Consider the following 23,800-nt stretch of genomic DNA (forward strand, 5'->3'; position numbering starts at 1 on the left):
CGGCACATCCTCGGCGCGGCGTTGCAGATCGAAGCCCAGCGCCTCGAAATCCACCGAGTCACGATACGCGCCCAATGTGTTGCGCAGCATCTTGCGACGCTGCGAGAAGGCCGCCGTCACCACTTCGCCGAGCACGCGCTCGTCCACGGGCGGCAGTTCATGCAGCTCGTAGGGGATCATCCGCACGATCGCCGAATCGACCTTTGGCGGCGGGTTGAATGCTTCGGGCGGCACGTCGAGTTGCTTGTCGATCACGTAGCGGTATTGCAGCATCACCGAGAGGCGGCTGAACGCCTTGGTGCCCGGCTCGGCCACCATACGGTCGACCACTTCGTTCTGCAGCATGAAGTGCTGATCGATCACGCGATGCGCGAACGCGGTCAGATGAAACAGCAACGGGCTCGAAATGTTGTACGGCAGATTGCCGACAATGCGCAGCGACGCCTTCTCGCCAGGCGCCGCCAGCGTGCCGAAGTCGAACGCGAGCGCATCGCCCGCGTGCAACTCGAGCAGGTCGCCGAATTTTGTCTTGAGGCGACCGATCAGATCGCGATCCAGTTCCACCGCGTGCAACGGCGCTTCGGGCGTCGCCAAACGCTCGATCAGCGGTTCGGTGAGCGCGCCGAGGCCCGGCCCGATCTCGACCATGCGCTCGCCGCGCTGCGGCCGGATCACGTCGACGATCGAATCGATCACGCCCATATCGACCAGAAAATTCTGCCCGAAACGCTTGCGCGCGATATGGCCTTGGTGCCGGCCCTGTGGCTGTCTGCTGGTGGACATCGAAGAAACGCTAAGAAAGAGAACTGCTTAAAAAGAGAGCAAGCGGAACGACTCCGCAGTATCAACCTGCGCGGCGGTGCTGCGCCATCGATACCGCTGTATCGATCGCGGCGATCAGGCTGCCCGCGTCGGCACGGCCGGTGCCGGCCAGATCGAGCGCGGTGCCATGATCGACCGAGGTACGGATGATCGGCAAGCCGAGCGTGACGTTGATGCCTTCGCCGAACGTCGCGTATTTCAGAACCGGCAAGCCCTGATCGTGGAACATGGCCAGCACGCAGTCGGCCTGTTCCAGATAACGCGGCTGGAACAAGGTGTCGGCCGGATAGGGGCCGGGCGCGTCGATGCCTTGCGCATTCGCGAGCTTCAACGCCGGTGAAATCACGTCGATCTCCTCGCGGCCCAGATAGCCGTTTTCGCCCGCATGCGGGTTCAGGCCCGTGACGAGAATGCGCGGCGCGGGCAAACCGAAATGCTGGCGAAGATCGTGATCGATGATGCGCAACGTCTCGACGATACCGTCGACCGTCAGCGCGGCGGAGACGTCCTTGAGCGGCAGATGCGTGGTCGCAAGGGCAACCCGCAGCGGACGCTTGCCGGTGCCGGCCAGCATCATCACCACGCGCGGGGTGTGCGTGCGCTCGGCGAGATATTCCGTGTGGCCGGTGAACGGTACACCGGCATCGTTGATGGTGCTTTTTTGCAGCGGCGCGGTCACGATCGCGTCGAACGTGCCGGCCACGGCGCCGTCGATCGCGCTGTCGAGCAGATCCAGCACGTAGCGGCCGTTGGCGGCGTTCAGCTTGCCGGCCAGCGCGGGCGCCCCGAGCGGCCGATGCTGTACCCGCACGCGCTTGCCGTCGGCCACCAGCGCAGCCCAGTCCACGCCGACCGCACGTGCGCGCTCCATTAACAAATCCGCATCGCCCAGCACGGTGAACTGTGCACCGGGCCAATGCGCCGCCGCGCCCGCCAGCGCCTGCGCGGTCAGCTCGGGGCCGACGCCGGCAGGCTCGCCGGTCGTGATCGCGATCTGCAGCGGAAGGCTGGTGGACTGCGCGGCGCTTGTCATGATGGTTATTGCGTGCTGGACAGAGTCGGCTTCACTTCCACGTAGGCGGTGTCGCGCAATTCGCGCAGCCAGTCGGCGTAGGCCTGTTCCGCCTTCCGCTGACCGATCGCCTGACGCGCCAGATCCATCTGCTGTGAAACCGAGCCTTCCGATTCGCGGCGGCCCAGCACCTGAATCAGGTGATAGCCGTATTCGCTGCGCACCGGGTCGCTGATCTGACCGTCCTGCAGGCTGTTCATGGCGCGCTCGAATTCCGGCACCGTCTCGCCCGGGCTGATCCAACCGAGGTCACCGCCTTGCGACGACGAACCGTCTTGCGAGTAGGTGTGCGCGAACTTCGCGAAGTCGCCGCCCGCGGCGATCTGGCTCTTGATGTCGAGCAGCCGTTGACGCGCTTGCGGCTCGGACATGCCGTCGCCGACGCGCAGCAGAATGTGGCGAACGTGCGTCTGCACGAGTTTCGGTGCATCGGAACTGGTGCCCTGGCCCGCGCGGCGATCGACGAGGCGCACGATTTCGAAGCCGTCGTTGGTGCGGACCAGATCCGGATCGACCTCGCCCGGACGCAGCGCCGAAGCGGCCTTGACGAACTCGGGCGGCAGCTTGGACGGCGGCAGGAAACCCGTATCGCCGCCTTTCGACGCATCCGCTGCTTGCGAATTCGACTTCGCGAGCTTTTCGAAATTGGCGCCACCCCTGGCTTCGGTCAACAGGGCCTGAGCCTTTTGCTGCGCGGCTTCGATGTCGGTTTCCGAGGCGTTCAACGGCGCCTTCACCAGAATGTGCTGAAGATGCAGATCGTTGGTCAGACCGGAGTTCGGACCACGCTGACTGGCAATGTAGTTCGCCACCTCGGCGTCCGACACCGTGACCTTGCTGTCCACTTCCTTCTCACGCAGACGCGAGAGCGTGAGCTCGGTGCGCGCGTCGCTCGTGAAGGTGCTCCAGGGCACGCCTTGCGCCTCGATACGCGCGCGGTAGATGTCGAGCGTCATGTTGTTGGCTTGCGCGAGGCGCTCGAGCGTTTTTTGCACGGCGGCGTCGTCGATGTTGATGCCGTCTTCTTTCGCCTTCTGCAACTGGATGCGTTCCAGCACCATCTGGTTGAGCACCTGCTGACGCAACTGGTCCATCGGCGGGACCGGCGCGTTCTGCTGGTTCAGCCGGCGCGTAATCAGGCCGATGCGCTCGTCGAGCTCGCGCCGCGTGATGACACCGTTGTTGACCACTGCGGCAATGGTATCGACCGTCTGGCCGCCATTGCCGGACGACAGCGCCTGCGCCTGAACCGGCGCAACCGACAGGAAAGACGCCACGGCGGCGAGACCGGCCGCAAGTGTTGCCAAGCGAAGCTTTTTCATGATTGCCACAGATACTCCAATGATGTCGGGCGCGCCTGGCCCGTCTTTTCGCATTCTATAAATGAGCGTGCGAGCGTCATTCGTAATTGGTGAAACGCGCTTCCGGCGGCGGCGGTGGCGGCAACGGCGTATAGCCCGCCACGCTGGTGCGGAATGCGGAAATCAGCCCGTTGTCGACGCTCGACAAGCCCTTGAACGTCAACTGCGCGAGAAACCGCGTGCCCGTCTGCTGCTGGGCCGACGTGTTCACCCCGTTCGCATAGCGCTGAATCCCGGCGCCGAGCGTCCAGCAGTCGGCGTCGTATTGCAAGCCGATCAGACCGTCGACGATTCGATGCCCGCCCAGGTCGTAATTGAAACGGCCTACCCCGTACACCCGGTGAGTCAGCGGCCATTGCCCCGAGATCAGCACCTGATTGATCGGCTGGTTGTCCAGCGTGGTATTCGCGCGGGTGTAGCGATACGCGACATTGATCACCTTGCCGCTGGCCGGACTGAACCCGAAGCCCACGCTCGTCTTCATCAACTCGTTGTTGTCGGCATTATATTGGAACGCGGTTTCCGAAGCGAAACCGGCGCCGAGCTTGAGCGACGCGCCCAGGATCAGATCCGAATGCGTGGCCTGCGTGCTGGTCTGGGTCGGCAGCAGCGTGACGCGCTGGTCCTGGAAGTAGTACTCCTGCGCGATCACGAAGCGCGCGCGTTCGTCGCCGGTAGCCGGGTTGATGAAGCGCGTGGTGAGGGCCGCCGTCAGACGGTTCGCGTCGGCGATCCGGTCATTCCCGACGAACGTGTTCGGCGTGAAGATTTCCGCGAGGCCGAAGTCGGAGTCGGCTGTATCGAACAGCGGCGCGGACTCCTGGTTGCGATACGGCGTGTAAACGTAGTAGAGCCGCGGCTCCAGCGTCTGGATGTAATCCTCGCCGAAGATCCGCACCGAGCGGTCGAAAATCAGCCCGGTGTCGAAACTGAGCGTCGGGATCGATTCGGTGAAATTCTTCGGCGTGCCGACCGGCACGTCATTACCGATGTTGTTCAGGTTGTACGACGCAAAGTGCCATTGCACCTTCGGCGTCACGAAGTAACCCGGCCCGACCACCGAATACGACAGGTACGGGTTGAACATCACCCGCTGACCCTGGGTCATGTCCGCGGTGGTGATCCGAAAATTCGAGTAGTCGGCTTCCGCGCCGTAGTCGAAGCCACCGACGTTGTACTTCGCGTACTTCACGTTCAACTGCGGCTCGCGGCCGTACGGCGCGATGGACGGCGTCAGCGTCTGCCAGTGCTGCTCGCGCGCGAGCACCGACCACGGGCCGTTGTTATAGGTCAACCCGGCTTCCTGTTGATACAGGAGCTGGGTGCCGTTCATGAACTGACTGACCGACGACGACAGGTCTTCCGGATACGTGTTGTCCGAAACCTTGTTGTAATAGATGTAACCGCCGAACCCGTTGCCGAAGTTCTGGTTGTGCTGGATGTACAGCGCGTAGCGGTTGGTATGCGTCAGGTGATCGTCGGGCAGGAACTCACCGGTGATCGAGCCCGAATACGTGGGCGACAGATACCGGAAGGTGGTCTGCAGCTGCACACCGCGCTTCGAGATCAGACGCGGCGTGACCAGCAGATCGCGATTCGGCGCGATGTTGAAGTAATACGGCACTGCCAGTTCGAGACCGTTCGTCGAGCTGACCGAGAACGTGGGCGGCAACACCCCGCTGCGCCGATCGCCCGACAACGGGAACGACAGCCACGGCGACGCGAATATCGGCACGCCCTGGAAGAACAGCACGCTGTTATACGCAACGCCCTCGTCCGCGCCGGTGTCGAAATCGAACTCGCTGCCCTTGATGTACCAGGCCGGATTGTCCGTGCACGAGCACGCCGTGTACGTGCCCTTCGTGAACACCGAACGCTCGTTGTCGAGCAGATCGACGCGCTCCGCGCTGCCCGAGCCGCCCGTCACGTTGAACTGGTATTTCGGCGAAGACATGAAGCCTTCGCTCGAGTCCACCCGCATATGCGCTTCCGGGCCGGCAAACGTGGCGCCGTTATTGTTCAGGTGAACCTGGCCATAGGCGTCGGCCATGTCCGTGTCCTGATCGTAGTGCAGCGCGTCGGCCTTGATCACGAACGTATTGCGCCGCACCTCGGCCGAGCCCTTGGCGGCCATGTCCTGGTCGGTGGTGCCAGTGGTCGTGTCGCCAAGCACGAAGGTGGCCGGCTTCTGACCCGCCTGCAACGGATGTTCTTCAAGCTGCGGGGCGAGCTGCATGCCCCATGGTGCGTCGATAGGTTGCGGCTGCGCGGCTTCCCCCACCAACTGGGCGTGCGCAAGCGCGGGCATCAGGCCCGGAACGGCGATCAACGCCGCGACGAGCCGCCTTTTGCGCGGTACTACAGCACAAGAGGGAGTCGTTTGGGAAAGCTGTCTAGGCGGCATGTATCGTTTGGCGAATCGGCCCGTCCGTCAGCTTCTGCAGTCACGATCCACCGCCTGCGCACCCCGACCGTGACAGTCGGCTGCACATCAATATTTACAATCTTTCGAACGATGAGGCGGGCGGTAAAGCGGAACACGCGAAAGCTGGCGTGAGTCGCGTCAAAAAAGTCGTGGGGTATTATATGGCAAGACGTTGTCCCTCAGAATTTGCCGCCGGTTTTCATGACGCTCCCCCCTGCCAACGACCCGACTCAAGCTTCCTCCGACAGCCGCCTGGACCTGCTCAAGGCCTGGCTGAACGCCCATGCAGCGCGCTATGCGCTCGAACTGGACACCCTTGCGCCGGCTTCATCCGACGCCAGTTTCCGCCGCTATTTCCGGCTCGCCGGTAAGGCGGCGGAAGGCGCAAGCGCCGGCACCCTGATCGCCGTCGATGCGCCGCCGCCCGAAAAGTGCCGCGAATTTGTGCAAGTCGCGCAATTGCTCGACGCCGCCAACGTGCATGTGCCGCGTGTGCTCGAGGTCGATTTCGACGCCGGCTTCATGCTCGTCACCGATCTGGGCACCGATTCCTACCTCGGCGCGCTGAGCGCGGCACAAACCGGCGGTGACCCGCGCCGTGCCCGCACGTTGATGCGCGACGCGCTCGACGCGCTGATCCGCTGGCAGCTCACGTCGCGCGAAGACGTGCTGCCGCCGTTCGACGAAGCCTTTCTGCGCCGCGAGATGGAGTTGATGCCGGAGTGGTTCATCGGCCGCCATCTGGGCCGTGAGATCGACGACAAGACCCGCGGACTGCTCGATCGTACCTTCGCGCTGCTGATCGCGAGCGCCCGGGCGCAGCCGCAGGTGTTCATGCTGCGCGATTTCATGCCGCGCAACCTGATGGTCGCGACCGCCCCCAATCCCGTGAATCCCGGCGTGCTGGACTTTCAGGACGCGGTGGTCGGCCCGATCACTTACGACGTCGCCTCGTTGTTGCGCGACGCGTTCCTCGGCTGGGACGAGGAGTTCGAACTGGATTGCTTCGTGTACTACTGGGAGCACGCGAAAAAAGCGGGCCTGCCGGTCGATCCGGATTTCGGCGAGTTCTACCGCCAGCTCGAATGGATGGGCCTGCAACGGCACATCAAGGTGCTGGGACTCTTCTGCCGGATCAACTACCGCGACAGCAAACCGCATTACATGAAGGATCTGCCGCGTTTCATCGGCTATGCGCGCAAGGTGGCGGAACGCTATGCGCCGCTGCGCCCGTTCGCGAAACTGCTCGACGAACTCGAAGGCCGCGCGAATGAAGTCGGCTACACGTTCTGACCGATGACGATGTCTCTGAAGAAAGCGATGATTTTCGCGGCGGGCCGCGGCGAGCGTATGCGTCCGTTGACCGACACGTGCCCGAAGCCTTTGCTCGAAGTGGGCGGCAAGCCGTTGATCGTGTGGCAGATCGAACGCCTCGCACGCGCCGGTTTTCAAACCATCGTGATCAACCACGCGTGGCTCGGCGAGCGGATCGAAGCCGCGCTCGGCGACGGTTCGCGCTGGAACGTCGAGTTGCGCTATTCGGCCGAGCATGAAGCGTTGGAAACCGCCGGTGGAATCGTGCAGGCGTTGCCGCTGCTGGAAGACGCGGGCAACAGCGAAGTGTTCGTGGCGGTGAGCGGCGACGTCTACGCGGATTTCGATTACGCGACGCTGAACACGCGCGCCGAAGCGCTGAAGGCATTGCCGGAGCCAGGCATGCATCTGGTGATGGTGCCGAACCCGGCGTTCCATCCTGGCGGCGACTTCGGTTTGATCGACGGCGTGCTGTCGCTCGATGCACAACCGCGCTTCACGTTCGGCAACATCGGCCTCTACGACACGCGGATGGTGCGCGGTCTGCCGCGTGGCACGCGGCGCGCGCTCTCGCCTTACTACCGCGAGACGATTGCACGCGGTCTCGCGAGTGGCGAATTGTATGAAGGCTTGTGGGAAAACGTCGGCACGCCGGCGCAGTTGCAGGCTTTGGATCAGCGTTTGAGCGCACGCTGATTGCAGGCCGCAAGCGCTCAACGACGCAATGGAATAACGCGGGCGGCGCAGCGTGTCATGGTCAACGCTGAGCGGTCAACGCTGCTCGCCCAGCAATGCCTTCCGCCGCTGCCCGCTCAGCACTTGCTCAGTGCTCGCTCAGTGCTCGCTCAGCACATGCTCAGTGCTCGCTATCCACCGTTTCAGCCGACTCCGGCGCCTGCGCGGCACGCTGCTGCTGCAACGCCCACATCTGCGCGAACAGGCCGTCGGCACGCAGCAACTCGGCGTGCGTCCCGCGCTCGACGATGCGGCCCTTGTCCATCACGATGATCTGCTGCGCGTGCACCACCGTCGACAACCGGTGCGCGATGATCAGCGTCGTGCGCTCGCGGGCGATCTGATCGAGCTCATGCTGGATCGCTCGCTCCGAACGCGAATCGAGCGCCGACGTCGCCTCGTCGAACAACAGGATCGGCGGGTTCTTGAGGATGGTCCGCGCAATCGCCACGCGCTGCTTTTCGCCACCGGACAGCTTCAGGCCACGCTCGCCGACCGGCGTCTCGTAACCCTTCGGCAACCCTTCGATGAAGTCGTGAATATGGGCCGCGCGCGCCGCCGCGATCACTTCCTCACGCGTGGCCGACGGACGGCCATAAGCGATGTTGTAGTAGATCGAATCGTTGAATAGCACGGTATCTTGCGGCACGATGCCGATCGAAGCGCGCAGCGAATCCTGCGTGACGTCGCGAATATCCTGACCGTCGATGGTGATCGCGCCGCCCGTTGCGCGGTCCAGATCATAGAAGCGGAACATCAGCCGAGCGAGCGTCGATTTGCCCGACCCGCTATGGCCGACCACCGCCGTGGTGGTGCCCGCCGGAATCGTGAAGCTCACGTCGTGCAGAATCTGCCGCGCCGGCTCATACGAAAAGTTCACCTGCTCGAAGCGGACCTGCGCACCGCTCACGCGCAACTCGGGCGCGCCCGGCACATCGGGCACTTCCTGGGCCGCGCCAAGCAGCGTGAACATGCGGTCCATGTCGGTGAGGCTTTGCTTCAGTTCCCGATACACGACGCCGAGAAAATTCAGCGGAATATAAAGCTGCAACATGAAGGTGTTGATCAACACCAGATCGCCGAGCGTGAGGCGGCCTGCCATCACGCCTTCCGTCGCGCGCCACAGAATGAACACGAGCCCCGTGCCGATGATCGCCTGCTGCCCGAAGTTCAATGCCGACAGCGAGCGCTGCGATTTGATCGCGGCCGTGCGATAGCGCTTGAGGTTTTCGTCGTAACGATGCGCTTCCCACTCTTCATTGCCGAAGTATTTGACCGTCTCGTAGTTGAGCAGTGAATCGATTGCGCGCGAATTCGCCTTTGAATCGAGATCGTTCATCGTGCGGCGAAAATGCGTGCGCCACTCGGTGACTTTCACGGTGAACGTGATGTACGTGGCGAGCGCAATAAACGTGACGATCGCGTAATACGCCTCGTATTTGACGACAAAAAAGCCGAGCACGAGACCGACTTCGACCAGCGTCGGCAGGATGCTGTACAGCGAATACGAAATCAGCTGCGTAATGCCGCGCGTGCCGCGCTCGATATCGCGCGACATGCCGCCCGTCTGGCGGTCGAGATGGAACCGCAATGACAGCGCATGCAAATGGCGGAACACTTTCAGCGCGAGCTGGCGCACCGCGCTTTCGGTCACTTTCGCAAACAGAATCTCGCGCAGCTCGGTGAATAGCGAGGTGGACAGCCGCACCACCGCATAGGCAACCACCAGCAAACCGACACCGCCCAGCAGCACGATGCCGGGCGAATCGTGCGCGCGGCCGAGCGCGGTGAGATGCTGGACCGACGCGAGGCTGTCGACGATCCGCTTCATCACGATCGGCACACCGAGGTTGGCGACCTTCGCGCCGATCAGGCAGCTCAGCGCAAAGCCGACGCGCCATTTATAGGTGGCGAGGTAAGGCAGCAGCGACAGGATCGTTTGCCAGTCGTTGCGCGGCTGGGTCGAGATCGGCGAAGGTTCGGATGAGGGCGTACGGCGCATGGGTCGGCTGAGGAGGGTGTGGAAGCGCCGGAACCGCCCTGTACAGGCCAGACGCGCTCCAGCGAAGTCCGCGGCGCCCGCCTTCACTGTGGATGGCTTAAGCGCCTTGTCATTGCGGATCAGTCTACCGTATCCTGGCGTGTCCGGCTTGCGCGGGTCGCAGGCTTGCCAGGTAGGCTGCCGGACGATGTCCAGAAGGACCTCGGCAGCGGCAGCAGTACTTCACCTCCGGCCGACTGCCCGGCCCGTCAACTGCCTTGCGGGATGAACTTGTATTTCTCCGTCTCTATGGCTTTGTAGTCGTACGTGAAGGGATCGCCCACGCGCCCCTTGGAGGCCGATCTCTTCAGCGCACCTTTTTCATAAAGCACGCTGACAGTGACGCGTCCCCGCGCATTTTTTCGAATCAACGCAACACTCGTTCCTATCGACGGTATTTTTCCGTCGGGTTCAAAATAATTGTTAATGTGGGTTCCTTCCGACCACTCCCATTCCGGACGATTAATCCGCATGTCGTCCTGCGGACGGGCTTTATTGAATTTTCCGTTGTAGGTGATCACGGAAAACGGATAGTCATTCCCCATGTCGACCAGATCGTTATTACCGGGTTGTGCCAGTGCCTTCTTTTGCGCATCGGGTTTTAGATGTTCGTGCGCCTCGCGCAGACTGCTCACGCCTTCCCGGGCGGTTTTCCAGCTGGCATTTGGAGTCGATGTCCCGGTATGGTAAGCATAAAATTTCTGGTTATCCGCAGCGAACATTGTGGTACATCCGCTGAGACTCCCTGTCGTCACCAGAACCGCCCCCTTGGGCGGTATATCCGCAAACGATATTTGCACAGCACCCACGCCTTCCCGGCCGTTTTCAAGTTCGATCACGTCGACCTGCTCGCTCAGCTTGCGCCTGCCTCGCCCCCATTGACCGAAATAACTGTTCGAGGCCGGAGAATAAGAAGTGACGTCCCGCCCATTTCCCGTGCGCAGAATCTCTTGCGCCGCAGCGGGTGAGATATCCGATGAGTTAGCCGGGCCGGACATTTTCATCTCCTTGTCGTAACGATAAAAACTGAACCTGGTGTTGTTCTTGCCCGGCGTCTTGAGGTAAATGGCGCCTCTCCCTTCAAGCGGCGCAATATCGCCTTTCCTGACCCGGTTGGCATCGCTATGGAACGCGCCCCGGATTTTCGTCCTGATCGGCGTGCGCGGCCTTTTTTGGCTCGTGCCCGATTGCGGCTCGCTTGTCCCGGCTTGCGGCGCCCCGGAAGGGGGCGCCTTTTTTTTGGGCCGCGCCCCATGCTCGCTCGCGCTCATTCCCGTCGACTCGCCTGGTAATGTCGGGGGCTCGGTGGGACTCAGCAGATAGCCTGTACGGCCATCCGGCAATCGCTTCGGAGGTTTGAAATCCGGACTGTTCGACGGCACCTTCGCTGCCTCGCCTTCCTCTCGTCTGATGGGGATTTCGGCGCTTTCTCCGGAAGGCAAATCGTTGATGCTGAAGACCAGATCGTGCACCTGATCCAGCGTTAATGGCTTGCCTTTGGACATGGCGGTGATCAAGTCGGCGGAAACAGTGATGACATTCATCACGCCGCCGCCCGGTGTCACCCCGCGAATGGCCACCAGCATGGAATCGATCTGAGCGGTATTCTCGGCAATCTCTTTGCTCTCCCGAGAGGTGATATTCCTGCCATGCATCACGACGTGGTGCACATCGCTGATACTCGCGGCAAACGCGCCAATCGGGTGTTTAAGCGCATCTTTGACGGTTTCCAGTACGCCTTCCAGGGTGTAATTGGTTCTGACGCGAATACCGCCTACGTATCGGACCTCATCCGGGCCGTTATGCGGCGGCTCGTTCTTTGGCGGTGAAGCTGTCGGGTCGTCTTCCGGTATTGAGCGCTTCACGCGCGCGCCACCGGAGCGCGCGCTTCGTTCATCGCCGGCGCGCCCTGTATTGCTCGGCTCCGGCTCTTGCCAATGGGACACTGCAATACTGCTGGTGATTCTCATCGATAATCTCGCGTCGTCGGATTTCGGGACGTGCGCACTGCTCCTTTTGTCTCGTCCGAAACGGCCATTCGCCGCAGCGTCCTGGATATCCGGAACGAGGCAATCCGCACGGGAACCGCCATCGTGCGCTGCTGTTTTTGCGCAGGGTGTTACCTCCGTACTTCGCAGCGCCATTTCACATCGAGATCGTCGAAACCGAACCATCAGGGCCGCGCGCCGCTGATGCCTGGCGGACCAGGTGTTATCGGCGGCACGCCGGCCGGCAGCGAACCCGTCTGACGCACGGCTTGTCGGTACGCGCCCTGTCCAGGCGCTTTCCCGTACAATTCCTGATCATATACTGCCGCAGAAGCTGGCTGGCGCCGCTTTCATGGGATGGTCGGCCGAGGTCTCCTCCGGGCCGCGCCGGCGTGCCGCGTGGCTATGCGTCACTGCCATCTCGTGCCGCCAGGTCGTACCGCAATGTCGTGCAGTCTTCGTGAAATCCCCCGCCTGCTGGTCGAGCCGGCCGAGCCATTACGAACTTCAAGGGTGCCCCGATGACCGATATTCTTCAACTCCCGCAGAAACCTTGCGCACTGCGCGTCATGCCGCAACCGTCTGACGCGAACGTCCACGGCGACGTGTTCGGCGGCTGGATCATGGCGCAAGTGGATATCGCCGGTTCGATTCCGGCAAGCCGCCGTGCCAATGGGCGAGTGGCGACCATCGCGGTCAATTCGTTCGTCTTCAAGCAGCCGGTGTTTGTCGGCGATCTGCTGAGTTTTTATGCCGATATCGTCAAGACGGGCAATACGTCGGTGACGGTGGCGGTTGAGGTCTACGCGCAGCGCATGAGCCTGACCGAAGACCTCGTGAAGGTCACCGAAGCAACCCTGACCTATGTCGCGACCGACAGCGACCGGCGCCCGCGCGCGCTGCCGGTACTGGATTGAGCGGCGGACACTGAACGAAAACGAGGCGCCTGAGCGCCTCGCCAATTTTCATAGGTTGTGCCTGGTGGGCCGCGTTGCCAAGGCTGTGCACACCGCGTTGCATTTGCCGGAATCTCGCAAAAAGCGCCAACGTGACCGAGCCGGGAGCGCCTCCGTCCGGCCCGCAGCCGCTTATTGGCTCGCCGCGGCGCCGATCCCCGCCTTCTTCTGCGCGTTCTGGAGATTAGTGGGGTAATTCGGATCGTTGCGCGAAGGGCTATACCCGTTGCTCTCCAACTGCTTCAACTCGGCGTTCTTCTTCGCCCGTCTCTGCTTGGCCGCGGCGCTGCGCTCGGCCTTCGTGGTGGTTGCCTTTGAAGCGGCCACCGGCTTGGCAGCATCGGTGTCATCCCCCGCCGGGCCACCGCCACCGGCGCCTTGCGCGAACGCCGGTGCCACCGAAGCCACGCTCAGTACAACCGATGCCAGCAACACAGCCCATTTCCTTGCAGGTGAAGACGTCATTTTTCTCTCCAGTCGGATTGGCAGATATTCGACGGCGAAACGCCCATGACAGAGTGCGAGCAGCGAAAGGCGGGCGCAACGCCACGTGAATCGGTGCTTCGTGGTTCCCAGCGAAGTCTGAGATGGGAAACTCGAATATATACGACTGCCCCTCGCGCGCAAACCGCTTTACCCGGCGAAAGACCGGTCAAACGGGCGATTAATATCGCTTTTTGGCTTGGCGAACGCCTTAATCTACTGGCTTAATACTGCACGAACGCCGTCTGACAGCAGAACGGCCACATCCTTCGCCCGCTCGGGCAAGTCCTCTGGAACTTCTAACGGGAGTGAAATGAAACTGATTGGAATGCTGGATTCGCCCTACGTGCGGCGCGTCGCTATCTGCCTGAAGTTGCTGAAGCTCGACTTCGAACACCAGTCGATTTCCGTGTTCAGCACGTATGAGGCGTTCGCGAAGATCAACCCGGTCGTGAAAGCGCCCACCCTGATCCTCGACAACGGCCAGCGCGTGATGGACTCGACCGTGATCCTGCAATACGTCGCCACGCTCGCCGCGCCCGGGCAACGCATCTTCCCGACCCAGGCCGAGCACTGCCTGCGCGCCGCGCGGCTCACAGGCCTCGCGCTGGCCGCTTGCGAAAAGTCCGTGCAGATCGTCTACGAACGCAATCTGCGTCCGGCGGACAAGCAGCATGAGCCGTGGGTCGACCGCGTGACCGAGCAATTGCTCGCCGCTTACCGCGAACTCGAAGCAGAACTCGTGTCGGTCCCGCTGCCGGTCGAAGCGAACCGTTTCGGCGCGGCGGACGTGACGGTAGCCGTCGCGTGGAATTTCACGCAGATGTTCTTGCCGGAGATCGTCACTAAGGCCGCACACCCGCAACTCCAGGCGTTTTCCGAGGCGGCTGAGCAATTGCCAGTGTTCGTCGACACACCGGCGGTATAAACGGCGCGTGGGCGGCGGACTAGCCGCGCGTGGGCGGCGAGCGAGCACCATGCGCAGCCTGCAGCGGGCTTCAATGCCGATCGCAGACACCGGAACGGCAAGCCGCGCGTTTGCTGCCGGCTCACCCGCAGCCCCCCGGCTTACACCATCGCCGCTTCCCGGTCCACGCCACCCTGGAACAACTCGGAGATCGCATCCGTCGACAGCGGCCTTGCGAAGTAGAAGCCCTGCATCTCGTCGCATGCACGCTCTTTCAGAAAGTCGAGTTGCGCCGACGTCTCCACGCCTTCCGCGATCACCTGCAACTTCAGCGAATGCGCGAGCGCGATGATCGCCGAGGTAATCGTTTCATCGTCGCCCGACACGCCGATATCCGACACGAACGAGCGGTCGATCTTCAACCGGTCCACCGGAAAGCGCTTCAGATAGCTGAGGCTCGAATAGCCGGTGCCGAAGTCGTCGATGGCGAGGCCAATGCCGAGCGCGTGCAGCTCGTTGAGCATCGACACCGCCTCCTCGGCATTGCGCATGATGGTGCTTTCGGTAAGCTCAAGTTCGAGATATTGCGGCTCGAGACCGGTCTCGGCCAGCACCTGTTTGACCAGCTGCGCGATATCGCGCTGCTGAAACACGCGCGCCGACAGATTCACCGAGACCCGCGCCGGCGGCAAACCGTTGTCCTGCCACGCCTTGTTCTGGCGGCACGCCTCGCGCAGCACCCATTCCGACAACGGCCCGATCAAGCCGCTCTCCTCGGCAACCGGAATGAACAGCGACGGCAGCACCAGGCCGACTTCCGGATCGTGCCAGCGCACCAGCGCCTCGGTACCGACGATCCGTCCACTCTCGATATCCACCTGGGGCTGGTAGTGCAACAGGAACTGGTTGTCGCGCAACGCGCGGCGCAAACGCCGCTCGAGATTCAGCCGCGCGCCCGCGCTCGCATTCATTTCCGGCTGGTAGAACTGGAAGGTATTGCGGCCCATGTCCTTCGCGCGATACATCGCGAGGTCGGCTTTTTTCATCAGCGTTTCCGCATCTTCGCCGTCCTGCGGAAAGAGGCTCGCGCCCATGCTGCAGCCGACATACAACTCGGTGCCGTCGAGCCACACCGGCTCGGAAATCGACGCGCGCACACGCTCCATCCACGCGATCAGCGACTGCTCGTCGACGGTATCGGTCATCACGATCACGAACTCGTCGCCACCGTGCCGGGCGACCGTGTCGCTGGTTCGCGAGCAGCGCGCGAGCCGCTCGGCCACCACACTCAGCAAGCGGTCGCCGACGCTATGACCGAGGGTATCGTTGACGTTCTTGAAACCGTCCAGATCGATGAACACGACCGCGACGCCTTTGTGATGCCGGTGCGCGACGATCAACGCATGCTGCAGGCGATCGCGCAGCAGGTTGCGATTCGGCAGCCGCGTGAGACTGTCGTAATTGGCCTGATACTCGAGCTGTTCCTGATAGCGGATCAGATCGGTCACGTCGTTGATCACGCCGATGTGGTGCGTGATCACGCCTTCCGCGTCCGGCACCGGTGCGATGAACAGTTGATTCCAGAACAGCGCGCCATCCTTGCGATAGTTGCGCACCACGGCGCTGACCTCGCGGTTCGCGGCTAGCGCCTGACGGATCAGCGCAACGCCTTCCTGGTCGCGGTCGTCGCGTTGCAGGACACGGCAATCGTGGCCGATCACTTCGGCGGGATCGTAACCGGTGATGCGCATGAACGCGGGATTCACGTATTCGATCAGATTGCCCGCCGGCGATGGCGCGGTAATCAGAATCGCGTTGACGCTCGCATCGAGCGCGCGGCTTTGCAGACGCAAAGCCAGATCGGAGCGCTTGCGCTCGGTGATGTCCGTATAGGACCCGAGCACGCCGATCACGCGGCCGTCGCTGTCGGTGAACGGCAGCTTGCTCGTGACCATGGTGCGATGCACGCCGTCGATCAGCACATCGACCTCGAAGCTCATCTTCGGCACGCCGGTGGTCACCACCTCCCTATCGTGCTCGTTCAGCAGCTCGGCGTACGCGCGCCACGGCATCTCGCTGTCGCTCTTGCCGACGACCTGCTCAGAGTAAGCGAGCCCCGCATCGCGCGCGAATGCCATGTTGCAGCCGAGATAACGCGACTCCCGGTCCTTCCAGAAAATCCGCTGCGGAATGTTGTCGATCACCGTTTCGAGCATCTGGTTCGAACGCTGCGCTTCGGCTTCGGCGTTGATCTGCTCGGTGACGTCATCGGCCAGCACGAAGAAAGCGGCGCGGCCCATGAAGTCGAGCGCGTGATACGAAATGTCGGCGCTGATTATTGAACCGTCCTTGCGCCGGTGGTGCCAGACGCCCGCCATCGTGCGGCCGTGTTGCAGGACATCGCTGCGCTGCAAGTGCGATTCGAGCCGCGAGATTTCGACCTTCGGGCGGATCGCTCGAATCGTCATGCCGAGAAATTCGCTTTCCGAGTAGCCGTATTGCTGGATCGCGGCCGCGTTGACGGCGAGAAAGCGCAGCGTCTCGCGCTCGAAAATGTACATCGGCACCGGATGATCGTCGAACAGGCCGCGAAAACGCTCGTCGTTGCGGCTAAGCGCGCCGACGGTGCGTAGCTTCTCGCGCACGCGGTTTTCGCGGGCGCCGAACGTGAAGATCAGGAGCGCGCCGCCGCCGAGCATCGTCGCGAGCAGCAGAAACATGGTGCGCCGGGTCTCGCTGGTGGAAGCCGCGAGCGACGCCTGCAACGCCTGGTCCTCCTGCTGGCGCAATGCCGCGAGACCGGCTTCCACTCGGCCGAGGCCCAGCCCGAGATGCGTATGGGTCGACACCGCCCACGCGCGCGACTCGTTCGGCGTGGCGTCGGCGCCCTTCAACAGCGCATCGGCGATATCGTGCTGCAGCGTGTGACTGTCCGCGCTTAGCCTGCCGAGCGTGTCGAGCATCGCGGGCTCGCCGGCGAGTTCGTTGCGCAAATCACGCTCCAGACCCGCCAGCACGGGCGCCATCGCGGCGACCTCGTTGACCGGCACGGCCTCGCCGATCGCTTCGAAACGGCCAAGCGCGGCCAGCCCGCCGTCGAGCGCCGTATGGTAGGCGTCGAGGTTCTGACGCACGCTCGTCGAACGCAGCATGCGCGCGTCGGCGTCGCGCTGGCCGCAAATCTGCGTATAGGCGACGCACGCGTTCGCGCCGACCGCCGCGGCGACGACCGCCAGATTGATCAGCAGCCGCTTCGATAAAAAAGGAGTCATGGATTCCGAACGTCAATCGTTCTGAGGGCGGGAGCGCGGGGTCGCCTTCGGTGCGTCGGGTCGCATCGAGTCGAGTGTTTTTACGCGCCAACCCATGGATAACGGCAGGGTTCGGAACGGATTGAGGGCGAAGGATGAAAAAAATCGCGGCACCTAGCCGGTCGCACCTAGCCGGCCGCACCAAATTCCTTCATCGCGGGGACGAAGTCGTGGTTGCTGTCCGGCTTGCGCGACAATTTGGCGAGCACGTAGCGCTTGAACGGCTCGAGTTCGGCCCACTGGGCAACCTCCGGCGTCGGCAGGCCGGCCAGCCCCGCCTGATGCGCGACGCCATCCGGCACGCTATCCGTGCGCCGCCACGCGGGCGCTTCTTCAGGCGTAAACCATTCCGGCTCGACGTTGGCGTGCGTGCGCAGCATTTCGAACAGCGCGTGGTCGAAATTCGGTTCGATTTCCGCGTCCTCTTCGACCGGAAAACGCGCCAGCAGCTTGCGATCCTCGAGCGGCAGCAACTGCCACTGCGCAAGCGTGATGCGCAGCCCGAAGCGATCAAGATTGAAGCGCACCGACATCGGGATGTAGGTGAAATTCTCCGAAGACGCGACTTCGAAGTTGAACAGAAGCGGTGCTTCGTTGAGTCCCATGACAGTATTCCTCGTTGGTAGCGGGCAGCGCACCAGCCCAGCTTGAGGTATTTTAGAACCTTATTCGCGTAATAGCGGCGTGGTCTGGCACCGCTTAACGGCGCCGGGCAACGCTGCCAGCCGCTCAAACGCGCAGCCTGACAGGAGTGAAACAGCTTGAACGAACTGGATACAGCCGGGCAGCCGGGCACCGTGGAGCGTCACGTACACCGGCATCGCGGCGCGGCGGTCGAATCCGTCACCGATCACGTCGGTCAGGAGTGGCCGGTGGCGCTCGTCTTCAACGGCATCTCGCACGCGGTGATGATGTGCACGCCGCGCGATCTGGAAGCGTTCGCGGTCGGTTTTGCGATTTCGGAAGGGATCGTGGAACGCGGCAGCGACATTCAGGACATCGAGGTCGAGCTACACGACGATGACGAATTGCCGCACGCCGAAGTGCAATTGAAGGTGGTGCAGCAGGCTTTCGTCGCGTTGAAGGAAAAGCGCCGCGCGCTCGCCGGGCGCACCGGCTGTGGCGTGTGCGGAATCGAAAGCATCGATCTGCTGGATCTGAATCCGGAGCGCGTGCCCGATACCGGCTTTCTGCAACGGCTCGCGCCGGATGCGATCGCTCGGGCCGCGCGCGAATTGCCGACGCACCAGGCGCTGACGCGTCTGACCGGCGGCCTGCACGCCGCCGCATGGTGCGATGCGTCAGGCGCGATTCGTTACGCGTTCGAGGATGTGGGCCGTCACAACGCGCTCGACAAGCTGATCGGCCAGCTCGTGCTCGATCGCGTGGATACCAAGGAAGGTTTTGTGTTTCTGTCGAGCCGAGCCAGCTACGAGCTGGTGCGCAAGGCGGCGCGGGTCGACGTGCCGATGGTCGCGACGATTTCGGCGCCGTCGTCGCTGGCGATTGCGATTGCGCGCAAGGCCGGCGTGCGGCTGGTCAGCTTCTGCCGCGAAACCAGCTACGTCGACTACGACACTTTGCAGTCGACGCAGCCTTGAGCGGCCGAAACGCCGGAAGGATTTGCAACTGTCGATGCGCCTGATCGCCGGGCGCATTGAGTGCATTCAGGGCTTTCTGGCATTCTTCACCGCCATTCAAGCACCCAAACGCGGCCCCTCGCTCAATCGAACTGCCGGAAATCCGGCTTGCGCTTCTCGAAGAACGCCTTGAACGCCTCGCGCGCTTCCGGCGCGAGCAGCATCTTGCCGAAGTGCACCGCTTCCTCTGACATCTGCGTGTGCAGTTCCTGGTGGCTCGCGCGCTTCATCAGATTCTTCGTCACGCGCAACGACGAGGCCGGCAGGGCCGCCAGCTTCGCCGCTTGCGCTGCCGCGAACGCATCGACTTCAGCGGCGGGCAGCACGCGATTCACGAAGCCCATGCGGTGTGCTTCGGCCGCATCGAACGCTTCGCCTAGCAACAGTTTCTCCGCTGCCGCCTGGTAGCCGGCCACGCGCTGCAACAGCAAACTCGACGCCGCTTCCGGACACAGCCCCAGCTGTGTAAAGGGCAGCGAAAAACTCGCCGTATCCGCCGCGTAAACCAGGTCGCAGTGCAGCAGCAATGTCGTGCCGATGCCGACCGCCGGCCCCGCCACCGATACCACCACCGGCTTCTCGGCCGAGCTGATTGCACGCAGGAACTGGAACACCGGCGCGTTTTCGCCCATCGGCGGGGTCTTCATGAAATCTTCGAGATCGTTGCCGGCGCTGAAGATGCCGGCGCTGCCGCGAATCAGAATCGCCCGGATCGACGTGTCGCCCTGTGCTTCGACCAGCGCGTCGGCCATCGTCTGATACATGGCGGCCGTGATCGCGTTTTTCTTGTCGGGCCGGTTGAAGGCAATCGTCAGCACGCCGTCGGCGCGCTCGATCAGAATATCCATTGTCATCTCCTCGTACTCCTCTTTGCTGCTGAATGGAAAAAACGGTCCGCAAGCCAGGCGGCCTGCGAACCGTTTCTGTGATCCCTAGCGGACCACTGCGGCAATCACTGCGAGGATCGCTCCAGCGACCGCCGCGGGGACGCTGGCACCCACGATTACAGACGCTCGATGATGCCCGCCGCGCCCATGCCGGTGCCGACGCACATCGTCACCATGCCGTACTTGAAGTTGCGGCGGCGCAGGCCGTGCACCACCGTCGACGCACGAATCGCGCCCGTCGCGCCCAACGGATGGCCGAGAGCGATCGCGCCGCCAAGCGGATTGATCTTCGACTGATCGAGACCGAGGTCCTGAATTACCGCCAGCGATTGCGCGGCGAACGCTTCGTTCAGCTCGATCCAGTCCATGTCGTCGATCTTCAGACCGGCGGCCTTCAACGCGGCCGGAATCGCTTCCTTCGGCCCGATGCCCATGATTTCCGGCGGCACGCCGCGCACGGCGAAGCTGACGAAACGGGCGAGCGGCGTCAGGTTGAATTCCTTCAGCATCTTTTCCGACACGACGATCAGCGCGCCCGCGCCGTCCGACGTTTGCGAGCTGTTGCCGGCAGTCACCGAACCCTTGTTGGCAAACACGGTACGCAGCCTGGCAAGGCCTTCCATCGACGTATCGCCGCGCGGACCTTCGTCGAGTGAAACTTCGCGCGTCTTCACCTTCACTTCGCCGGTGGCGAGATCGGGGAAACGCTCGGTGATCGTGTAGGCGGCGATTTCGTCGTTGAACTCGCCGGCTTGCTGCGCGGCGATCGCGCGGCGATGCGATTCGACCGAGAACGCGTCTTGCGCTTCGCGGCTGATCTTCCAGCGATCCGCGACCTTCTCCGCGGTCAGGCCCATGCCGTAGGCGATGCCGATGTCTTCATTGCGATCGAAGATGTGCGGCGACATTGACGGCTTGTTGCCCATCATCGGCACCATGCTCATCGATTCGCAGCCGCCGGCGATCATCGCGTCCGATTCGCCGACGCGGATGCGGTCCGCCGCCATCGCCAGCGCGGTGAGGCCCGACGCGCAGAAGCGGTTCACCGTCACGCCGCCGACCGTGTTCGGCAGGCCTGCCAGCAGCGCGCCCATTCGCGCGACGTTCAGGCCTTGTTCCGCTTCCGGAATCGCGCAGCCGATGATGGCGTCTTCGATCACCTTGGTGTCGAGACCGGGCACCTGCGCCACGGCCGATCGGATCGCGTGCACCAGCAGTTCGTCCGGGCGCGTGTTCTTGAACATCCCGCGCGGGGCCTTGCCGATCGGCGTGCGGCTCGCGGCGACGATGTATGCGTCTTGCAATTGCTTTGCCATTTGAATATCTCCGTGTCGACAGGAGTTAGCGCTTTAGCGCTTACTCCTGTCCCATGCAGTTTCATCGCGGTCGCTTAATTACGCACCGGCTTACCGGTTTGCAGCATGCCCATGATCCGTTCCTGCGTCTTTTGCGTGCCGAGCAGATCGACGAACGCCCGACGCTCGAGTTTCAGCAGCCATTCTTCGTCGACCAGACTGCCGGCTTCCACGTCACCGCCGCACACCGCTTCCGCGATACGGCTCGCGATCAGGTAATCGTGCTCGCTGATGAAACGGCCGTCGCGCATGTTGACGAGCGATGCCTTGATGGTCGCAATCGCCGAGCGCCCCGCCACCGGCACCTGCGTGACTCGCAGCGGCGGACGGTAGCCCGCTGCCGACAACGCACGCGCTTCCTTCTTCGCGACGTCGAGCAGTTCGAACACGTTGAACACGATCGTGTCGGACGGCTTCAGGTAGCCCATTGCGCGGGCGTCCAGCGCCGAGGCCGAGACCTTCGCCATCGCCGCGTTTTCGAACGACTTCTGCACGAACTTCAGCAGATCGTTGGTCGCGCCCACTTGCGTGGCAGCTTCCGCCGCGCGCAATGCCGCTTCCTTCAGACCGCCGCCTGCCGGCACGAGACCCACGCCGACTTCGACCAGGCCGATATAGCTTTCGATGTGCGCGACACGCTTCGCGCTATGCAGCGCCAGTTCACAGCCGCCGCCGAGCGCGATGCCCGACACCGCGGAGATGACCGGCACGCTCGCGTACTTCACGCGCAGCATGCCTTGCTGGAATTTCTGCACGAACGGCTCGATCCCTTTCGCGCCGCCCATCATGAAGGCGGGCATCGCTTCTTCCAGATTCGCGCCGGCGGAGAACGGGCCGCCCGGCGTGCCGAGTTTCAGCGACGTAGGCTGCCACACGACCAGACCCTTGTAGTCCTTCTCGGCGAGTTCGATGGCTTGCGTCAGGCCGTCGATCACCGACGGTCCGATCGTGTTCATCTTGCTCTTGAACGACACGATCAACACGTCGTTCTCGCCGGCGCGGTCGTCGACCCACGCGCGCACGGCGTCGGTTTCAAACAGCGTCTTGCCGTAGGTCTTCGGGTCCGCCGCGGTCTCGCCGACCAGCGGTGCACGGAACACCTGCTTGTCGTAGACCGACAGCGACGAGCGCGGCACAAAGGTCTTCGATGCCGGCGACCACGAACCTTCGTTCGTATGCACACCGCCCTTCTCGGCAACCGGACCTTCCAGCACCCACGACGGCAACGGCACGTTCGAGAGCGCCTTGCCTGCCGCGATGTCTTCCTGCACCCATTCGGCGACCTGCTTCCAGCCGGCCGTCTGCCAGCCTTCGAACGGACCTTCGTTCCAGCCGAAACCCCAGCGAATCGCCAGATCGACGTCGCGCGCGTTGTCAGCGATCGATTCCAGATGCACGCCGATGTAGTGATACACGTCGCGGAAAATCGACCACAGGAATTGCGCCTGCGGGTGCTCCGATTCGCGCAGCAGCTTCAGACGTTCCGCCGGCGGGCGCTTCAGGATGCGGCCAACCAGTTCGTCGGCCTTCGCGCCGCCGTCGACGTATGCGCCCGTGTTCGGGTCGAGCACTTTAATCGCCTTGCCTTCCTTCTTGTAGAAGCCGCCGCCGGTCTTCTGACCGAGCGCGCCCTTCTTCACCAGTTCAGCGAGCACAGCCGGCGTTTCGTAGACCGGAAAGAACGGGTCGTCTTTCAGCGTGTCCTGCATCGTCTTGATGACGTGCGCCATCGTGTCGAGACCGACCACGTCGGCCGTGCGGAACGTTGCCGACTTCGCGCGACCCAGACGCGCGCCCGTCAGGTCGTCCACTTCGTCGAAACGCAGGCCGAATTTCGCGGCTTCGGTAATCACGGCGAGGATCGAGAAGATACCGACGCGGTTGGCGATGAAGTTCGGCGTGTCTTTTGCCCGCACGACGCCCTTGCCGACCACGCTCGTCAGGAACGATTCGAGCTGGTCGAGAATTTCCGGACGGGTGGACGCGGTCGGGATCAGTTCGACCAGATGCATGTAGCGCGGCGGATTGAAGAAGTGCACGCCGCAAAAGCGCGCCTTCAGTTCATCCGAGAAACCGTTCGACAGATCGGTGATCGACAGACCCGACGTGTTGGTCGCGAAGATCGCATTCGGCGCGATGTGCGGCGAGACCTTCTTGTACAGGTCGTGCTTCCAGTCCATGCGTTCGGCGATCGCTTCTATCACTAGGTCGCATTCGGCGAGCTTCTCGATGTCGTCGTCGTAATTGGCGGGCTGGATGTACTGCGCGTCGTCCTTCACGCCGAACGGCGCGGGCGACAGCTTCTTCAGATTCTCGATCGCCTTCAGCGCGATCGCGTTCTTCGGGCCTTCCTTGGCGGGAAGATCGAACAGCAGTACGGGCACCTTGGCGTTGATCAGGTGCGCTGCGATCTGCGCGCCCATCACGCCGGCGCCGAGCACGGCTACCTTGCGAATGATCAGATTGCTCACGTCGTTCCTCCGGGGAGTTATGCGATGTCGCG

The 23,800-nt window shown here is 62.8% G+C and carries 17 protein-coding genes; 5 read left to right on the forward strand and 12 right to left on the reverse strand.

Going from position 1 to position 23,800, the window contains the following annotated elements:
• The 4 genes from rsmA to QOC89_RS00455 form a co-directional block, all read right to left on the reverse strand.
• Positions 1–783, reverse strand: a 783-nt coding sequence (gene rsmA, locus QOC89_RS00440; protein WP_323043215.1) for a 16S rRNA (adenine(1518)-N(6)/adenine(1519)-N(6))-dimethyltransferase RsmA, incomplete at its 3' end; no start/stop codon positions are given.
• 61 nt (positions 784–844) lie between these two features.
• Positions 845–1,855, reverse strand: a complete 1,011-nt coding sequence (gene pdxA / locus QOC89_RS00445) for a 4-hydroxythreonine-4-phosphate dehydrogenase PdxA (RefSeq protein ID WP_323043216.1) — start codon at positions 1,853–1,855, stop codon at positions 845–847.
• A 5-nt stretch (positions 1,856–1,860) separates the two neighbouring features.
• Positions 1,861–3,225, reverse strand: a complete 1,365-nt coding sequence (locus QOC89_RS00450) for a peptidylprolyl isomerase (protein ID WP_323043217.1) — start codon at positions 3,223–3,225, stop codon at positions 1,861–1,863.
• Positions 3,226–3,292: 67 nt separating this feature from the next.
• Positions 3,293–5,659 (reverse strand): LPS-assembly protein LptD, encoded by a 2,367-nt coding sequence (locus QOC89_RS00455; protein WP_323043218.1) that lies wholly within the window; start codon positions 5,657–5,659, stop codon positions 3,293–3,295.
• A 222-nt stretch (positions 5,660–5,881) separates the two neighbouring features.
• On the opposite strand from QOC89_RS00455, the gene QOC89_RS00460 reads away from it, so the two are divergent.
• Positions 5,882–6,973 carry an aminoglycoside phosphotransferase family protein gene (locus QOC89_RS00460; RefSeq protein WP_323043219.1) on the forward strand — a complete coding sequence of 364 codons (1,092 nt, stop codon included), beginning with the start codon at positions 5,882–5,884 and terminating at the stop codon, positions 6,971–6,973.
• A gap of 3 nt (positions 6,974–6,976) precedes the next feature.
• The gene (gene murU / locus QOC89_RS00465; RefSeq protein WP_323043220.1) at positions 6,977–7,690 is read left to right on the forward strand and encodes an N-acetylmuramate alpha-1-phosphate uridylyltransferase MurU; all 714 of its coding nucleotides are present in this window, start codon (positions 6,977–6,979) and stop codon (positions 7,688–7,690) included.
• 160 nt (positions 7,691–7,850) lie between these two features.
• Here murU and QOC89_RS00470 read toward each other — a convergent pair whose 3' ends face one another.
• Positions 7,851–9,731, reverse strand: a complete 1,881-nt coding sequence (locus QOC89_RS00470) for an ABCB family ABC transporter ATP-binding protein/permease (protein WP_323043221.1) — start codon at positions 9,729–9,731, stop codon at positions 7,851–7,853.
• Between the two features lie 248 nt (positions 9,732–9,979).
• Positions 9,980–11,740: a cytotoxic necrotizing factor Rho-activating domain-containing protein gene (locus QOC89_RS00475; RefSeq protein ID WP_323043222.1), complete on the reverse strand. Its 1,761-nt coding sequence runs from the start codon at positions 11,738–11,740 to the stop codon at positions 9,980–9,982.
• Positions 11,741–12,279: 539 nt separating this feature from the next.
• Between QOC89_RS00475 and QOC89_RS00480 the strand changes: the two genes are divergently transcribed.
• Positions 12,280–12,675: an acyl-CoA thioesterase gene (locus tag QOC89_RS00480; protein ID WP_323043223.1), complete on the forward strand. Its 396-nt coding sequence runs from the start codon at positions 12,280–12,282 to the stop codon at positions 12,673–12,675.
• Between the two features lie 171 nt (positions 12,676–12,846).
• Here QOC89_RS00480 and QOC89_RS00485 read toward each other — a convergent pair whose 3' ends face one another.
• Positions 12,847–13,179: a DUF4148 domain-containing protein gene (locus QOC89_RS00485; protein ID WP_323043224.1), complete on the reverse strand. Its 333-nt coding sequence runs from the start codon at positions 13,177–13,179 to the stop codon at positions 12,847–12,849.
• Positions 13,180–13,510: 331 nt separating this feature from the next.
• Between QOC89_RS00485 and QOC89_RS00490 the strand changes: the two genes are divergently transcribed.
• A complete protein-coding gene (locus QOC89_RS00490) occupies positions 13,511–14,125 on the forward strand; it encodes a glutathione S-transferase (protein ID WP_323043225.1) in 615 nt (204 codons plus the stop codon).
• A gap of 140 nt (positions 14,126–14,265) precedes the next feature.
• Here the strand turns inward: QOC89_RS00490 and QOC89_RS00495 are convergent, their stop codons facing one another.
• Positions 14,266–17,376 (reverse strand): EAL and GGDEF domain-containing protein, encoded by a 3,111-nt coding sequence (locus QOC89_RS00495; protein WP_323043226.1) that lies wholly within the window; start codon positions 17,374–17,376, stop codon positions 14,266–14,268.
• Positions 17,377–17,543: 167 nt separating this feature from the next.
• Positions 17,544–18,020, reverse strand: coding sequence for a nitrate reductase associated protein (locus tag QOC89_RS00500; protein WP_323043227.1), 477 nt, complete (start codon positions 18,018–18,020; stop codon positions 17,544–17,546).
• Between the two features lie 156 nt (positions 18,021–18,176).
• Here QOC89_RS00500 and fdhD point away from each other — a divergent pair, with 156 nt between their 5' ends.
• Complete coding sequence (gene fdhD / locus QOC89_RS00505; RefSeq protein WP_323043228.1) at positions 18,177–19,016, forward strand: formate dehydrogenase accessory sulfurtransferase FdhD; 840 nt, start codon at positions 18,177–18,179, stop codon at positions 19,014–19,016.
• A gap of 122 nt (positions 19,017–19,138) precedes the next feature.
• Here fdhD and QOC89_RS00510 read toward each other — a convergent pair whose 3' ends face one another.
• From QOC89_RS00510 to QOC89_RS00520, 3 genes are all read right to left on the reverse strand, one after another.
• Complete coding sequence (locus QOC89_RS00510) at positions 19,139–19,909, reverse strand: enoyl-CoA hydratase (RefSeq protein ID WP_323043229.1); 771 nt, start codon at positions 19,907–19,909, stop codon at positions 19,139–19,141.
• A gap of 149 nt (positions 19,910–20,058) precedes the next feature.
• The gene (locus tag QOC89_RS00515; RefSeq protein ID WP_323043230.1) at positions 20,059–21,258 is read right to left on the reverse strand and encodes an acetyl-CoA C-acyltransferase; all 1,200 of its coding nucleotides are present in this window, start codon (positions 21,256–21,258) and stop codon (positions 20,059–20,061) included.
• Positions 21,259–21,332: 74 nt separating this feature from the next.
• Entirely contained in the window at positions 21,333–23,768 is a 2,436-nt protein-coding gene (locus QOC89_RS00520) for a 3-hydroxyacyl-CoA dehydrogenase/enoyl-CoA hydratase family protein (RefSeq protein WP_323043231.1), read from the reverse strand.
• Between the last annotated feature and the right edge of the window lie 32 nt (positions 23,769–23,800).

Source organism: Paraburkholderia sp., from assembly GCF_034668105.1.
Taxonomy (GTDB): domain Bacteria; phylum Pseudomonadota; class Gammaproteobacteria; order Burkholderiales; family Burkholderiaceae; genus Paraburkholderia.

Excerpts from the sequence above, each read along its gene's own strand:
- pdxA (WP_323043216.1), bottom strand. The coding sequence starts at position 1,855 with ATGACAAGCGCCGCGCAGTCCACCAGCCTTCCGCTGCAGATCGCGATC.
- QOC89_RS00455 (WP_323043218.1), bottom strand. The coding sequence starts at position 5,659 with ATGCCGCCTAGACAGCTTTCCCAAACGACTCCCTCTTGTGCTGTAGTA.
- QOC89_RS00460 (WP_323043219.1), top strand. The coding sequence starts at position 5,882 with ATGACGCTCCCCCCTGCCAACGACCCGACTCAAGCTTCCTCCGACAGC.
- murU (WP_323043220.1), top strand. The coding sequence starts at position 6,977 with ATGACGATGTCTCTGAAGAAAGCGATGATTTTCGCGGCGGGCCGCGGC.
- QOC89_RS00470 (WP_323043221.1), bottom strand. The coding sequence starts at position 9,731 with ATGCGCCGTACGCCCTCATCCGAACCTTCGCCGATCTCGACCCAGCCG.
- QOC89_RS00475 (WP_323043222.1), bottom strand. The coding sequence starts at position 11,740 with ATGAGAATCACCAGCAGTATTGCAGTGTCCCATTGGCAAGAGCCGGAG.
- QOC89_RS00480 (WP_323043223.1), top strand. The coding sequence starts at position 12,280 with ATGACCGATATTCTTCAACTCCCGCAGAAACCTTGCGCACTGCGCGTC.
- QOC89_RS00485 (WP_323043224.1), bottom strand. The coding sequence starts at position 13,179 with ATGACGTCTTCACCTGCAAGGAAATGGGCTGTGTTGCTGGCATCGGTT.
- QOC89_RS00490 (WP_323043225.1), top strand. The coding sequence starts at position 13,511 with ATGAAACTGATTGGAATGCTGGATTCGCCCTACGTGCGGCGCGTCGCT.
- QOC89_RS00495 (WP_323043226.1), bottom strand. The coding sequence starts at position 17,376 with ATGACTCCTTTTTTATCGAAGCGGCTGCTGATCAATCTGGCGGTCGTC.
- QOC89_RS00500 (WP_323043227.1), bottom strand. The coding sequence starts at position 18,020 with ATGGGACTCAACGAAGCACCGCTTCTGTTCAACTTCGAAGTCGCGTCT.
- QOC89_RS00510 (WP_323043229.1), bottom strand. The coding sequence starts at position 19,909 with ATGACAATGGATATTCTGATCGAGCGCGCCGACGGCGTGCTGACGATT.
- QOC89_RS00515 (WP_323043230.1), bottom strand. The coding sequence starts at position 21,258 with ATGGCAAAGCAATTGCAAGACGCATACATCGTCGCCGCGAGCCGCACG.